12 protein-coding genes are annotated in these 13062 nt (G+C 67.6%); 10 read left to right on the forward strand and 2 right to left on the reverse strand.

Annotated elements, in window-relative coordinates:
- Position 1 precedes the first annotated feature (1 nt).
- Entirely contained in the window at positions 2 to 1510 is a 1509-nt protein-coding gene (locus tag BDO18943_RS20130) for an NAD(P)/FAD-dependent oxidoreductase (protein ID WP_175023735.1), read from the forward strand.
- Entirely contained in the window at positions 1507 to 1959 is a 453-nt protein-coding gene (locus BDO18943_RS20135) for a GtrA family protein (RefSeq protein ID WP_175023736.1), read from the forward strand. The genes BDO18943_RS20130 and BDO18943_RS20135 overlap by 4 nt, the downstream gene beginning before the upstream one ends.
- A 215-nt stretch (positions 1960 to 2174) precedes the next feature.
- Here the strand turns inward: BDO18943_RS20135 and BDO18943_RS20140 are convergent, their stop codons facing one another.
- Positions 2175 to 2816 carry a GntR family transcriptional regulator gene (locus BDO18943_RS20140; protein WP_043186335.1) on the reverse strand — a complete coding sequence of 214 codons (642 nt, stop codon included), beginning with the start codon at positions 2814 to 2816 and terminating at the stop codon, positions 2175 to 2177.
- A gap of 131 nt (positions 2817 to 2947) precedes the next feature.
- On the opposite strand from BDO18943_RS20140, the gene BDO18943_RS20145 reads away from it, so the two are divergent.
- Together BDO18943_RS20145 and BDO18943_RS20150 are read left to right on the forward strand one after the other, a co-directional pair.
- Entirely contained in the window at positions 2948 to 3424 is a 477-nt protein-coding gene (locus tag BDO18943_RS20145) for an OsmC family protein (RefSeq protein ID WP_089451558.1), read from the forward strand.
- A 28-nt stretch (positions 3425 to 3452) separates the two neighbouring features.
- Positions 3453 to 4097, forward strand: coding sequence for a glutathione S-transferase family protein (locus tag BDO18943_RS20150; protein WP_175023737.1), 645 nt, complete (start codon positions 3453 to 3455; stop codon positions 4095 to 4097).
- Between the two features lie 91 nt (positions 4098 to 4188).
- On the opposite strand, the gene BDO18943_RS20155 is transcribed toward BDO18943_RS20150, so the two are convergent.
- Positions 4189 to 5139: a LysR family transcriptional regulator gene (locus tag BDO18943_RS20155; protein ID WP_089451560.1), complete on the reverse strand. Its 951-nt coding sequence runs from the start codon at positions 5137 to 5139 to the stop codon at positions 4189 to 4191.
- 113 nt (positions 5140 to 5252) lie between these two features.
- On the opposite strand from BDO18943_RS20155, the gene BDO18943_RS20160 reads away from it, so the two are divergent.
- The 6 genes from BDO18943_RS20160 to araG all read left to right on the forward strand — a co-directional run bounded on the left by BDO18943_RS20160 (position 5253) and on the right by araG (position 13055).
- The gene (locus tag BDO18943_RS20160; RefSeq protein ID WP_175023738.1) at positions 5253 to 7004 is read left to right on the forward strand and encodes an IlvD/Edd family dehydratase; all 1752 of its coding nucleotides are present in this window, start codon (positions 5253 to 5255) and stop codon (positions 7002 to 7004) included.
- Positions 7005 to 7108: 104 nt separating this feature from the next.
- Positions 7109 to 8467 (forward strand): MFS transporter, encoded by a 1359-nt coding sequence (locus BDO18943_RS20165; protein ID WP_175023739.1) that lies wholly within the window; start codon positions 7109 to 7111, stop codon positions 8465 to 8467.
- A 45-nt stretch (positions 8468 to 8512) separates the two neighbouring features.
- Complete coding sequence (locus tag BDO18943_RS20170; protein ID WP_089451563.1) at positions 8513 to 9442, forward strand: dihydrodipicolinate synthase family protein; 930 nt, start codon at positions 8513 to 8515, stop codon at positions 9440 to 9442.
- A 21-nt stretch (positions 9443 to 9463) separates the two neighbouring features.
- Complete coding sequence (locus BDO18943_RS20175; protein WP_175023740.1) at positions 9464 to 10393, forward strand: Gfo/Idh/MocA family protein; 930 nt, start codon at positions 9464 to 9466, stop codon at positions 10391 to 10393.
- Positions 10394 to 10467: 74 nt separating this feature from the next.
- Positions 10468 to 11481 (forward strand): arabinose ABC transporter substrate-binding protein, encoded by a 1014-nt coding sequence (locus tag BDO18943_RS20180; protein ID WP_175023741.1) that lies wholly within the window; start codon positions 10468 to 10470, stop codon positions 11479 to 11481.
- 20 nt (positions 11482 to 11501) lie between these two features.
- Complete coding sequence (gene araG / locus BDO18943_RS20185) at positions 11502 to 13055, forward strand: L-arabinose ABC transporter ATP-binding protein AraG (protein WP_175023742.1); 1554 nt, start codon at positions 11502 to 11504, stop codon at positions 13053 to 13055.
- The last annotated feature ends 7 nt before the right edge of the window (positions 13056 to 13062 follow it).

The raw sequence follows: 13062 nt of genomic DNA on the forward strand, positions 1-13062 counted from the left end.
CATGGATCAGTCGGTTGACGTACTCATCATCGGCGCGGGCCCGGGCGGCCTAACCGCCGCCTATCTTCTGACCAAGCAGACCGACCTTTCGGTCGCGCTCGTCGAGAAAGATCCTCGCTATGTCGGTGGCATCAGTCGCACCGAACAGTTCGACGGCCACTGTTTCGACATCGGGGGACACCGCTTCTTCTCGAAGTCCCCGGACGTTGTCGCACTGTGGCACGAACTGCTCCCGGACGACTTCATCGAGCGGCCACGCAGCTCGCGCATCTTCTACCGGAACAAGTTCTACCGCTACCCGCTCGACGGAATCGAGGCCTTGCTCAATCTCGGCATCGTGGAAAGTACTCGCTGCGTGCTTTCGTACGTCGCCGCGCGCATCAAGCCGTGCCCGCACCCGAAGTCCTTTCATCAGTGGGTCGCCAATCAATTCGGAGAACGGCTGTTCTCGATCTTCTTCAAGACCTACACGGAAAAGGTCTGGGGCATGTCATGCGACGAGATTTCGGCGGACTGGGCCGCGCAGCGCATCAAGGGCCTGAGCCTGTCTACCGCCATCGTCAGTGCCGTCAAACGCTCACTCGGCATCCGGTCGAGCAAGACCGACGTCAAGACCCTGATCGAATCCTTCCACTACCCGCGCCGTGGCCCCGGCATGTTGTGGGAAGCTGCCGCCCGGAAATTTCAGGATCAGGGTGGACAGCTGATGATGGGACAAGCGGCCGGCGCGATGCAGTACGACAGTCGCGCGCGGCGCTGGCTCGTCGAAACCGTCGGCAAGGACGGCCAGATCAATCGCATCAGCGCGCGTGACGTGGTGTGCACCGCGCCGCTGCGCGAAACGCTCAACGCGATTTCGCCCCGTCCGACCTCCGCGGCTGCCGCGTCGAGGCTGCAGTATCGAGACTTCATCACGGTCGCGCTGATACTCGACCGGCCCGCCACGTTCACGGACAACTGGATCTACATCCACGACCCGTCCGTCAAGGTCGGGCGCATCCAGAATTTCGCGTCGTGGTCGCCTGAGATGGTGCCCGACGCGACGACCGGCGGCTGCCTCGGGCTCGAGTACTTTTGCTTCGATGGCGATTCGATGTGGGAAAGCGGCGATGCCGACCTCACCGAACTCGCGATCGATGAACTCGAGAAAGTCGGTCTCGCGACCCGCGATCAGATTTGCGGATCGCGCGTCGTTCGTCAGCCGAAGGCGTACCCCGTGTACGACGACGATTATCGCGACATCGTCGATCAGGTCCGCGCGGATCTGGTTGAGCATTATCCGAACCTGCATCTCGTCGGCCGTAATGGCATGCACAAGTACAACAATCAGGACCATGCAATGATGACCGCGATGCTGACCGTCGAGAACATCGTCGCCGGGTACAAGCTTCGCGACGTCTGGGCCGTCAACGAGGACGCGGAATATCACGAGAGCGGTAGTGAACCGCAAGTCAGTACATCGGGGTTGCGCGCTGTCCCGACCCGCACGGTTCAGTGGGGGCAGAAATGATGTTTTCCGCTTATTTCTTCGTGAGTGCCTTGTCGCTCGTCACGGACTGGTCGCTCTTCCTCACGCTGAGCTCGGCCATGCAGATCGATGCCGGGATTTCGGCATGGATGGCGTACCTGATCGGGGGCGTCTTGAATTACGTGCTTTCGCGCCGCTTCGTGTTCCACTCGGACGCGACCGGCCGCCGGCAGATCGGCGAGGCGCTGCTGTTCGCCGCGAGCTGTGGGCTGGGTTCGCTGCTGACCGGCGGCATCGTGCACGTCGCGGCGACACTGCTCGGCAATATTGCCGCGAAGTGGATCGCGGTCGTGGTCAGTTTTGTCACGCTCTATGTGATCCGCAGGGTCGCCGTATTCCGGGTGCCGGGCGCGCGTGCTACGGCCGCGATTCTGGCGACCGAGCGCCAGGAAGTTGACCGGGACGTGTGTGTCAAGGCAACGGTGCGTTGAGGGTGGGCGGAGGGCGTTGAAGTTCGCGAACGATCGCGGCCAGCCCCCGGCGTGACCCTCGACCCGCTCTTCGGTCGAGCGCACCGGGATGCCGTGCCCGGCGATCGGCGCGAGCATGCAGCGCGCGAGCCAGACTACGTTGTTGTGCCGCGCGGTGTAGACCGTCGGCGATGCAGCCGCGCCGCATGGTGCAAGCGGCAAACGTACCGCCGTCCTCAACCGCCTTCGACGAGCCGCATCACGATGCGCCTGGCCGATTCGAGATGCGCGACCGTCATCGAGCGCGCCGCACGCGCATTGCGGTCGCGGCACGCCTGCAGGATCTCCTCGTGCTCGACCTGGAACGAGGGCGTATCCGCGAGCAGCGTGGCTTGCAGGCGCTCGTACCGTTCGACCTGGCTGCGCAGTTCCGCGATCGTCTTCAACTGCCGCGCGTTGCCGCAGCACGAATACAGCAGCGCGTGGAATTCGCGGTTCAGTTCGCCCTGCCGGCGCGCCACGGCCGCATCGCCAAGCAAGCGATGGACGAGCTCGGCGCGCGCGAGCGTCTCGTCGTCGAGCCGCTTCACGCTCCGGTAGATCGCATCACCTTCGAGCAGCGTGCGCAGGTCGTAGATTTCCTGCACGTCGGACGCGGTCAGCATGCGCACGACAGCGCCGCGATTCCTGAAGATGTCCAGCAATCCTTCGCGTTCCAGGCGCTGGATCGCCTCGCGCATCGGAATCCGGCTGATGCCGAACCGGTCGGCCAGGTCGCGCTCGACGAGCCGCTCGCCGGCTTCCAGCTCGCCGTTGATGATCATGTCCCGCAACGAGGCGGCCACGGCGTCTGCCGTGGAATCGAGTTTGGCTTCCATGCCTGCGTGTTTCGTCAATTTGGAATAATGGTATACCAAACGGGAATCCAATGCCAAAATGGCGAGCACAGGCGGGCTACGCACAACGCAATCCGGCCCGGTCGAAGCAACCCACATCAATGGAGAGCGAGATGGCATCTGGCGAACACAAATATCGCGTCGCGGTCGAGTGGACGGGCAATCGCGGCACCGGCACGTCGGGGTATCGCGAGTACGGGCGGGATCACGTGATCCGGGCCGGTTCCAAGCCGGACATTCCCGGTTCGTCGGACCCGGCGTTTCGCGGCGATGCCGCGCGCTGGAATCCGGAAGACCTGCTGCTGGCGTCGGCATCGGCGTGCCACAAGCTCTGGTACCTGCATCTGTGCTCCGATGCGGGGATCCGCGTGCTCGCCTATGTCGACGACGCGGAAGGCACGATGATCGACAGCCCCGATGCGGGCCGCTTCACGGACATCGTGCTGCGCCCGCACGTGACGATCCAGGCCGGCGACGATCTTGAGCGGGCGGAACATCTGCATCATGACGCGCACGCGCAGTGCTATATCGCGAACTCGGTCAATTTTCCGATCCGCTGCGAACCGGTCGTCGTGTTCGCCGCCGCGTGATGCCGACACCCGCCGAACGAAATCGACGATGAAGCTCTTCTACTACCCCAGCAATGCCAGCATGGCGCCGCACTTCGTGCTGGAAGAAATCGGCAAGCCGTTCGAACTCGAATTCGTCGACCGCACGCACGACCAGCACAAGTCGCCGGACTACCTCGCGCTCAATCCGAACGGGCTCATCCCGGTGCTGATCGACGGCGACCTGGTGCTGTACGAAGCCGCCGCCATTTGCCTGCATCTCGCCGATACGCATCCCGAGCAGCGGCTTGCGCCCGAACTCGGCACGCCGGAACGCGCGCAGTGCTACAAATGGCTCATGTGGCTCACCAATACGCTTCAGACGACGCTGCTCGCGTACTTCTATCCGGAGCGCTGGGTCGACGTGGGCAACGCGGCGGGCGCCGCGCTGGTGAAGGCGCGCGCGGAGGCGAAAATCGCGGCGCTGCTGGATCAGCTCGACCGTCAACTGGACACGAGCGGCGGCCCGTGGCTGCTCGGCGCGCGCTACACGGTGCTCGATCCGTATGCGCTGATGCTGTGCCGCTGGACGCGCGGCCTTGCCGAGCCGGCGCGGCAGCGGCCGATACTGGGCGGCTATCTGCAGCGCGTGCTCGCGCGCCCGGCGATCCAGCGGGCGTTGCAGACCGAAGGGCTCGCGCAGCCCTGGGTGTAACGCGTGATCGGGGCCGCGTGCGCGTCAGCCGGCGCGCATCGGTTCCGGGCAATCCGGAGACGGCTACGACGCCGCGTCGCCCGCGCGAGCGTCACAGTTCGACGCCATACACCTCCCGCGCGGCCGCGCGGATCGCATCGGCCATCACCGCGACGGCCGGCGAATGCAGCCGGTCGGTGCGCGTGATGATCCCGAAATCGTCCATCCGGCAATCCATCTGCAGCGGCAGCACCGTGACGATCCCGTGCCGCGCATAGTAGCGCGCGACGTCCTCGGCGAGCACCGCGATCATGTCGCTCTGTTCGAGCAGTTGCGTGATGAACAGCAGCGCGGATGTCTCGACGAGGTTCGCCGGCGGCGCGAGGCTCGCGCGCTGGAACACGAGTTCGAAGCGGTGGCGCAGCACGCTGCCGGCCGGCGGCACGACCCACGCGGCGCGCTGCACGTCCGCGAGCGACAGCGGCGCCTGCGCGAGCAGCGGATGGCCCGGCCGCACGACCGCAGCCACCGGTTCGCCCGTCAGCGGTTCGTAGCGCAGGTGCAGCTTGTCGTGCTCGGCGGAGAGCCGGCCGAGCACGATGTCGATCTTCTCCTGCGCGAGATGTTCGAGCAGCACGTTGCTGGTGTCGATCTCGACCGACACGTGCAGACCGGCATGCGTGCCCTTCACGGCGGCGACGGCTGGCGGCACGAGCCGCAGGCCCGGCGACGTGATCGCGCCCACCGCCACGTGTCCGAGGTGGCCGGCCTTCAGCGCGGCCAGCTCCTCGTGCGCTTGGTCGAGGCTGCCGAGCGCCGCGCGCGCGTGGCGGATCAGCGCGTCGCCGTACAGCGTCGGCCGCATCCCGCGCGGCAGGCGCTCGAACAGCACCGCGCCGATCGATTCCTCGAGTTCGCGCAGCAGCTTCGACGCGGCCGGTTGCGTCATGTTCAGCGCGGCCGCCGCGCGATGAATGCTGCCTTCGTCGGCGAGCGCGACGACCAGCAGAAGCTGGCGCGTCTTCAGGCGGCCACGGTTTCCCCATGGGCTGGCATCGGGCATCGTACGGGTTTATATCGATATCGAAACCGGTATCGTAATCGCCCAAAACGTCATTAGCGAGTTATCAAAATTCTGCCTAGACTGCGCCGGTACCCGTCACCACAGGACTGACGATGTCGGCAACAAAACCCAGGCTGCGCTCCGCCCAATGGTTCGGCACGAACGACAAGAACGGCTTCATGTACCGGAGCTGGATGAAGAACCAGGGCATCCCCGATCACGAGTTCGATGGCCGGCCGATCATCGGCATCTGCAACACGTGGTCCGAACTGACGCCGTGCAACGCGCACTTCCGTAAGCTCGCCGAGCACGTGAAGCGCGGGATCTCCGAGGCGGGCGGCTTCCCGGTCGAATTCCCGGTGTTCTCGAACGGCGAATCGAACCTGCGCCCGTCGGCGATGCTTACGCGCAACCTCGCGTCGATGGACGTCGAGGAAGCGATCCGCGGCAATCCGATCGACGCGGTCGTGCTGCTCGCCGGCTGCGACAAGACGACGCCCGCGCTGCTGATGGGCGCCGCGAGCTGCGACGTACCGGCGATCGTCGTGTCGGGCGGCCCGATGCTGAACGGCAAGCTGGAAGGCCGGAACATCGGCTCGGGCACGGCCGTGTGGCAACTGCACGAAGCGCTGAAGGCCGGCGAGATCGACCTGCATCACTTCCTGTCGGCCGAAGCCGGGATGTCGCGCTCGGCCGGCACCTGCAACACGATGGGCACCGCGTCGACGATGGCGTGCATGGCCGAGGCGCTCGGCGTCGCGCTGCCGCACAACGCGGCGATTCCGGCCGTCGATTCGCGCCGCTACGTGCTCGCGCACATGTCCGGCATCCGCATCGTCGAGATGGCGCTGGAAGGGCTCGTGCTGTCGAAGATCCTCACGCGCGCGGCGTTCGAGAACGCGATCCGCGCGAATGCGGCGATCGGCGGCTCGACCAACGCGGTGATCCACCTGAAGGCGATCGCGGGTCGCATCGGCGTGCCGCTCGAACTGGAGGACTGGATGCGCATCGGCCGCGACACGCCGACGATCGTCGACCTGATGCCGTCGGGGCGCTTCCTGATGGAAGAGTTCTATTACGCGGGCGGGCTGCCGGCCGTGCTGCGCCGGCTCGGCGAAGGCGGGCTGCTGCCGAACCCGGACGCGCTCACCGTGAACGGCAAGTCGCTGTGGGACAACGTGCGCGAAGCGCCGAACCATGACGACGAGGTGATCCGTCCGCTCGACCGGCCGCTGATCGCGGACGGCGGCATCCGCATCCTGCGCGGCAATCTCGCGCCGCGCGGCGCGGTGCTGAAGCCGTCGGCGGCGAGCCCCGAACTGCTCAGGCATCGCGGCCGCGCGGTCGTGTTCGAGAACTTCGAACACTACAAGGCGACGATCAACGACGAGGCGCTCGACGTCGACGCCAGCTCGGTGCTCGTGCTGAAGAACTGCGGGCCGCGCGGCTATCCGGGGATGGCCGAGGTCGGCAACATGGGGCTGCCGCCGAAGCTGCTGCGCCAGGGCGTGAAGGACATGGTGCGGATTTCCGACGCGCGGATGAGCGGCACCGCGTACGGCACGGTCGTGCTGCACGTCGCGCCGGAGGCCGCCGCCGGCGGGCCGCTCGCGGCCGTGCGCAACGGCGACTGGATCGCGCTCGACTGCGAGGCCGGCACGCTGCATCTCGACATTACGGATGACGAACTGCAGCGCCGCCTGTCGGACGTTGATCCGAGCGCGGCGCCGGGCGTGGCCGGCCAGCTCGGCAAGGGCGGCTACGCACGGCTGTACATCGATCACGTGCTGCAGGCCGACGAGGGGTGCGACCTCGACTTCCTGGTCGGCATGCGCGGCGCGGACGTGCCGAGCCATTCGCATTGAGCACGACGAAGCGCCGCGCGAGCCGGCACGGCACGCGCGGCGATGAACAGGCGCAGCAGGACAGACCGGTGACGACGCCGGCGCAGCCCACCCTTGGAGACAGCATGACGACGCAACAACCGTCCGCGACATCGGCCACGTCCCGGCCCGGCATGCCGGCCGCCATCGACGAGCGGCATCTGATGCGCGTGCTCATACGCAAGCTGGTGCCGTTTCTCGCGCTGATCTACGTGGTCGCGTACGTCGATCGCACGGTCGTCGGCTTCGCGAAGCTGCACATGAACGCCGCGATCGGTTTGAGTGACGCGGCGTACGGGCTCGGTGCGGGCCTGTTCTTCATCGGCTACTTCCTGTGCGAGGTGCCGAGCAATCTCGCGTTGGGCCGCTTCGGCGCGCGTGTGTGGTTCGCGCGCATCCTCGCGACGTGGGGCGTGATCACGATGGCCATGGCATTCGTGCAGGGGCCCACCAGTTTCTACGTACTGCGCTTCCTGCTGGGGGCAGCCGAGGCCGGCCTGTATCCGGGCATTCTCTATTTCCTCACGCAGTGGTTCCCGATGCGCGATCGCGCGCGGGTGATCGGGCTGCTCGTGCTCGCGCAGCCGGTCGCCGGCATCGTGACGGGCCCGCTTGCAGGGTGGCTGTTGTCGACGCACGGGCTGTTCGGCCTGTCGAACTGGCAGACGCTGTTCGTCGTCAGCGGCCTGCCGGCCGTGCTGCTCGTGTGGCCGACGCTGCGGCTGCTGCCCGAGTCGCCCGATCGCGCCCGCTGGCTGAACGATGCGGAACGCCGCTGGATCGCCCGCCAGCTTGCCGCCGATCGCGATACCTATCGCCCCGACACGCACCGCAATCCGCTCGCGGCGCTGCGCGACCGCCGCGTGCTGCTGCTCGCCGCGCTGTTCCTGCCGTTTCCGCTGTGCATCTACGGGCTGTCGCTGTGGCTGCCGACGATCATCAAGGCGTTCGGCACGGGCGATGCGGCGACGGGCCTGCTGTCGGCCGTGCCGTACCTGTTCGCGGTGGTCGGCCTGCTGGTCGTGCCGCGCCATTCGGACCGCACGCGCGAACGCTACTGGCACATCGTCGTCGTGTCGGCCGCGGCCGCGCTGACGATGGCCGCGAGCGCATGGGTGCGGCAGCCGGCACTGCAGTTCCTGTTCATCTGCCTCACGGCGTTTTCGCTCTATTCGATCCAGGCCGTCGTGTGGGCGCTGCCCGGCGAGTTCCTGACCGGTACGAGCGCGGCGGTCGGCATTGCCGCGATCAATTCGCTCGCGAATCTCGGCGGCTATGTCGGGCCGTACGGAATCGGCCTGATCAAGCAGGCGACCGGCAGCCTCGCGGCCGGCCTGTATTTTCTCGCGGCGACGCTGCTGTTCGCGGTGCTGATCACGTTCGTGGTCCGTGCGGCGCTGCGCACACCGCAACCCATCGACGGCGCGCTCGCCCGCGAATCGTGATGCCTTGCGGCGACGCATCGTCTTGACTGACGCAGGATCCGAACCATGACATCGAGCAGCACGCCGCGCTACCGCGGCATCTTCCCCGTCGTTCCGACGACGTTTACCGACACCGGCGAGCTCGATCTCGCGAGCCAGAAGCGCGCGGTCGATTTCATGATCGACGCGGGCTCGGACGGGCTGTGCCTCCTCGCGAACTTCTCCGAGCAGTTCGCGATCACCGACGATGAACGCGACGTGCTCACGCGCACGATCCTCGATCACGTCGCGGGACGTGTGCCGGTGATCGTCACGACGTCGCACTACAGCACGCAGGTATGCGCCGCGCGCAGCCTGCGCGCGCAGCAGCTCGGCGCCGCGATGGTGATGACGATGCCGCCGTATCACGGTGCGACGTTCCGCGTGCCGGAAGCGCAGATCGTCGATTTCTATGCGCGCGTGTCCGATGCGATCGACATCCCGATCATGATCCAGGACGCGCCCGCGAGCGGCACCGCGCTCTCCGCACAGCTCCTCGCGCGGATGGCGCGCGAGATCGAGCAGGTCGCTTACTTCAAGATCGAGACGCCGGGCGCCGCGAACAAGCTGCGCGAGCTGATCCGCCTGGGCGGCGACGCGGTCGAGGGGCCGTGGGACGGCGAGGAGGCGATCACGTTGCTGGCCGACCTGCATGCGGGCGCGACCGGCGCGATGACGGGCGGCGCATACCCGGACGGCATCCGGCCGATCCTCGCAGCCTTCCGCGCAGGCCGGCACGACGACGCGTTCGCGCATTACCAGGCGTGGCTGCCGCTGATCAACCACGAGAACCGCCAGTCCGGGATCCTGACCGCGAAGGCGCTGATGCGTGAAGGCGGCGTGATCGCGTGCGAGCGGCCGCGGCATCCGATGCCGGAACTGCACCCGGACACCCGTGCGGAGCTGATCGCGATCGCGCGCCGGCTCGATCCGCTCGTGTTGCGCTGGGCGCACTGAGCGACGCAGGAGGAACGCACGATGAGCGACGCGATTTCGTTGGGCGTGGTCGGGATCGGCAAGATCGCGCGCGACCAGCATCTGCCGGCGATCGATGCCGAACCGGGCTTCAGGTTGACCGCGTGCGCGAGCCGTCACGCGGAAGTCGCCGGCGTGCGCAACTACCCGGATCTCGGTGCGCTGCTCGCGGCCGAACCCGGTCTCGACGCCGTGTCGCTGTGTGCGCCGCCGCAGGTGCGCTATGCGCAGGCACGCGCGGCGCTCGAAGCCGGCAAGCACGTGATGCTCGAGAAGCCGCCGGGCGCGACGCTCGGCGAAGTGGCGGCGCTGGAGGCGCTCGCGCGCGAGCACGGCCTCACGCTGTTCGCGACCTGGCATTCGCGCTGCGCGAGTGCGGTGGAGCCCGCCCGCGCATGGCTCGCGACGCGCGCGATCCGCGCGGTGCAGGTGCGCTGGAAAGAAGACGTGCGGCGCTGGCATCCGGGGCAACAGTGGATCTGGGAGCCAGGCGGCCTCGGCGTGTTCGATCCGGGCATCAATGCGCTGTCGATCGTCACGCGGATCCTGCCGCGCGAGCTGGTGCTGCGCGAGGCGACGCTGATCGTGCCGAGCGACGTGCAGACACCGATCGCGGCCGAACTCGATTGCGCGGATACCGACGGCGTGCCGGTGCGCGCGGAATTCGACTGGCGGCATGGCCCGGTCGAGCAATGGGAGATCGCGGTCGACACGGCCGACGGCGTGCTCGCGATCAGCCGCGGCGGCGCGCAGTTGTCGATCAACGGCGAGCCGGTCGAGATCGGCCCCGAGCGCGAGTACCCGGCGCTGTATGCGCAGTTCCGCGCGCTGATCGCGCGCGGCGAAAGCGACGTCGACGTGCGGCCGCTGCGGCTCGTCGCCGACGCATTCCTGTTCGGCCGGCGCGTGCAGACCGACGCGTTCGGCCGCTGACCATGCGGGCGCGCCGCGGCGCGATCGCACACGACGAATCATTACGGCATGAGCCGACACCAAGGAGACACCGCATGAACCGCACGATTCACACGATTCGCCGCCATACCTTGCGCGCCCTGCTGGCCGCGCTATGCATCGCACCGCTCGGCATGCAGGGCGCCGCGCGCGCCGACGCGCCGCTGAAGATCGGCTTCCTGGTGAAGATGCCCGAGCAGGCCTGGTTCATCAACGAGCAGAACGCCGCGTCCGCGCTGGGCCAGAAGGAGAATTTCTCGGTCGTGAAGATCGGCACGCCCGATGGCGAGAAGGTGCTCGCCGCGATCGACAACCTCGGCTCGCAGGGCGCACAGGGTTTCGTGATCTGCGCACCGGACGTGCGCCTCGGCCCGGCGATCGCCGCGCGTGCGAAGCGCTACAACATGAAGTTCGTGACCGTCGACGACCAGCTCGTCGATTCGACCGGCAAGCCGCTGCCGAACGTGCCGCACCTCGGGATGTCGGCGACCAAGATCGGCAACCAGGTCGGCCAGGCGATTGCCGACGAAATGAAGCGGCGCGGCTGGAAGCCCGAGGAAGTCGGTGCGCTGCGGATCACGAACTACGAGCTGCCGACCGCGAAGCTGCGCACCGACGGCGCCACGCAGGCGTTGCTCGCGAACGGCTTCCGCAAGGAGAACATCTTCGACGCGCCGCAGAAGACAACCGACGACGAAGGCGGTTTCAGCGCGGCCGCGCCGGTGCTCGCCCGCCATCCGAACGTGAAGAAATGGGTGGTCTACGCGCTGAACGAGGAAACCGTGCTCGGCGCGGTGCGCGCGACCGAGCAGCTGCATATCCCGGCGGCCGACGTGATCGGCGTCGGCATCAACGGCGCGGGCGAGGCGTTCGCCGAATTCCAGAAGAAGGAGCCGACCGGCTTCTACGGGACGATTGCCGTCAGCTCGACGAACCACGGCAAGGACAGCACGCAGAACCTCATCGACTGGATCCGCAATGGCAAGACGCCGCCGGCCGACACGCAGACGAGCGGCAAGCTGATGACGCGCGCGAACTGGCAGGCCGTGCGCACCGAGCTCGGCATCTGAGCGCGCGACGCGAGAACGCGATGACGACGCAGACGATGACGGCCATATCCGGCAACGACGGCGGCGACGACGGCACACCGCCGCCCGGCGGCCCGCTGCTCGCGCTCGACGGCATCACGGTGACGTTCCCGGGCGTGCGCGCGCTCGACACCGTGTCGCTGTCGGTGCGCGCGGGCGAAGTGCATGGGCTGATGGGCGAGAACGGCGCGGGGAAGTCGACGCTGCTGAAGGTGCTGTCCGGCGTGAACCAGCCGCAGGCCGGCACGCTGACGCTGAACGGCACGGTGCAGCGCTTCGCGTCGACACGCGCGGCGCTGGAGGCCGGCATCGCGATCATCTACCAGGAGCTGCATCTGGTGCCCGAGCTGACGGTCGCCGAAAACCTGATGCTCGGGCAGTTGCCGAGCCGGCTCGGCGTGGTCGACGAACGCACGCTCGCCGCGCGCGCGCTCGATGCGCTGGAGCGGCTCGGCGAGCACATCGATCCGGGTATTCCGGTGAAGTATCTGTCGATCGGCCAGCGCCAGATGATCGAGATCGGCAAGGCGCTGATGCGCGACGCGCGCGTGATCGCGTTCGACGAGCCGACGAGTTCGCTGTCCGCGCGCGAGACCACGCAACTGTTCCGGATCATCCGCGCGCTGCGCGCGGAGGGCCGCGCGATCATCTACGTCACGCACCGGATGGAAGAGGTGTATGAACTGTGCGACCGCGTGACCGTGTTTCGCGATGGCCGCCGCATCGACACGTTCGATTCCGTGACCGATCTCGACCGCGACCGGTTGATCGGCTGCATGGTCGGCCGTTCGATCGAGGACGTGTACGGCTACCGGCCGCGCGCAGCCGGCGACGTGCTGATCGAGGCGAAGGGGCTCGTGGGGCCCGGCTTGTCCGAGCCCGTGTCGTTCACCGCGCGGCGCGGCGAGATCGTCGGCTTCTTCGGGCTGGTCGGCGCGGGTCGCTCGGAGCTGATGAAGCTGCTATACGGCGCCGCGCGCCCGAGCGCGGGGCACGTCGAGCTACACGGGCGGCGCGTCGCGTTCGGCAGCCCGCGCGACGCGGTGCGCGCCGGCCTCGCGCTGTGCCCGGAAGACCGCAAGCAGGAGGGCATCGTCGCGATCGCGTCGGTGGCCGACAACTTGAACATCAGCGCGCGCCGGCATTTCAGCCCGGCGCGGATGCTGCTCGACGTGCGGCGCGAACGCGAGCTTGCACAACGCTACATCGAACGGCTCGCGATCAAAACCCGCGACGGCGACACGCCGATCGGCGCGCTGTCCGGCGGCAACCAGCAGAAGGTCGTGCTCGCGCGCTGGCTGGCCGAGCGGATCGACGTGTTTTTGATGGACGAGCCGACGCGCGGCATCGACGTCGGCGCGCGCGCGGAAATCTACAACCTGTTCTACGAACTCGCGGAAGCGGGCCGCACGGTGATCCTCGTGTCGAGCGACCTGGCCGAGGTGATCGGCGTGTCGGACCGGATCGTCGTGATGAAGGAAGGACGGATCGCGGGCGAGGTCGCGAAGGCGCAGGCGACGCCCGACGCGCTGATCAAGCTCGCACTGCCGCGCTAGCCCCCCG

It is taken from the genome of Burkholderia aenigmatica (assembly GCF_902499175.1).
Classification (GTDB): domain Bacteria; phylum Pseudomonadota; class Gammaproteobacteria; order Burkholderiales; family Burkholderiaceae; genus Burkholderia; species Burkholderia aenigmatica.

What these genes read in the sequence shown, in the direction of transcription:
- BDO18943_RS20145 (WP_089451558.1), top strand. Translation starts at nt 2,948, where the DNA reads ATGGCATCTGGCGAACACAAATATCGCGTCGCGGTCGAGTGGACGGGC.
- BDO18943_RS20170 (WP_089451563.1), top strand. Translation starts at nt 8,513, where the DNA reads ATGACATCGAGCAGCACGCCGCGCTACCGCGGCATCTTCCCCGTCGTT.
- BDO18943_RS20180 (WP_175023741.1), top strand. Translation starts at nt 10,468, where the DNA reads ATGAACCGCACGATTCACACGATTCGCCGCCATACCTTGCGCGCCCTG.
- BDO18943_RS20155 (WP_089451560.1), bottom strand. Translation starts at nt 5,139, where the DNA reads ATGCCCGATGCCAGCCCATGGGGAAACCGTGGCCGCCTGAAGACGCGC.
- BDO18943_RS20150 (WP_175023737.1), top strand. Translation starts at nt 3,453, where the DNA reads ATGAAGCTCTTCTACTACCCCAGCAATGCCAGCATGGCGCCGCACTTC.
- BDO18943_RS20165 (WP_175023739.1), top strand. Translation starts at nt 7,109, where the DNA reads ATGACGACGCAACAACCGTCCGCGACATCGGCCACGTCCCGGCCCGGC.
- BDO18943_RS20140 (WP_043186335.1), bottom strand. Translation starts at nt 2,816, where the DNA reads ATGGAAGCCAAACTCGATTCCACGGCAGACGCCGTGGCCGCCTCGTTG.
- araG (WP_175023742.1), top strand. Translation starts at nt 11,502, where the DNA reads ATGACGACGCAGACGATGACGGCCATATCCGGCAACGACGGCGGCGAC.
- BDO18943_RS20160 (WP_175023738.1), top strand. Translation starts at nt 5,253, where the DNA reads ATGTCGGCAACAAAACCCAGGCTGCGCTCCGCCCAATGGTTCGGCACG.
- BDO18943_RS20175 (WP_175023740.1), top strand. Translation starts at nt 9,464, where the DNA reads ATGAGCGACGCGATTTCGTTGGGCGTGGTCGGGATCGGCAAGATCGCG.
- BDO18943_RS20130 (WP_175023735.1), top strand. Translation starts at nt 2, where the DNA reads ATGGATCAGTCGGTTGACGTACTCATCATCGGCGCGGGCCCGGGCGGC.
- BDO18943_RS20135 (WP_175023736.1), top strand. Translation starts at nt 1,507, where the DNA reads ATGATGTTTTCCGCTTATTTCTTCGTGAGTGCCTTGTCGCTCGTCACG.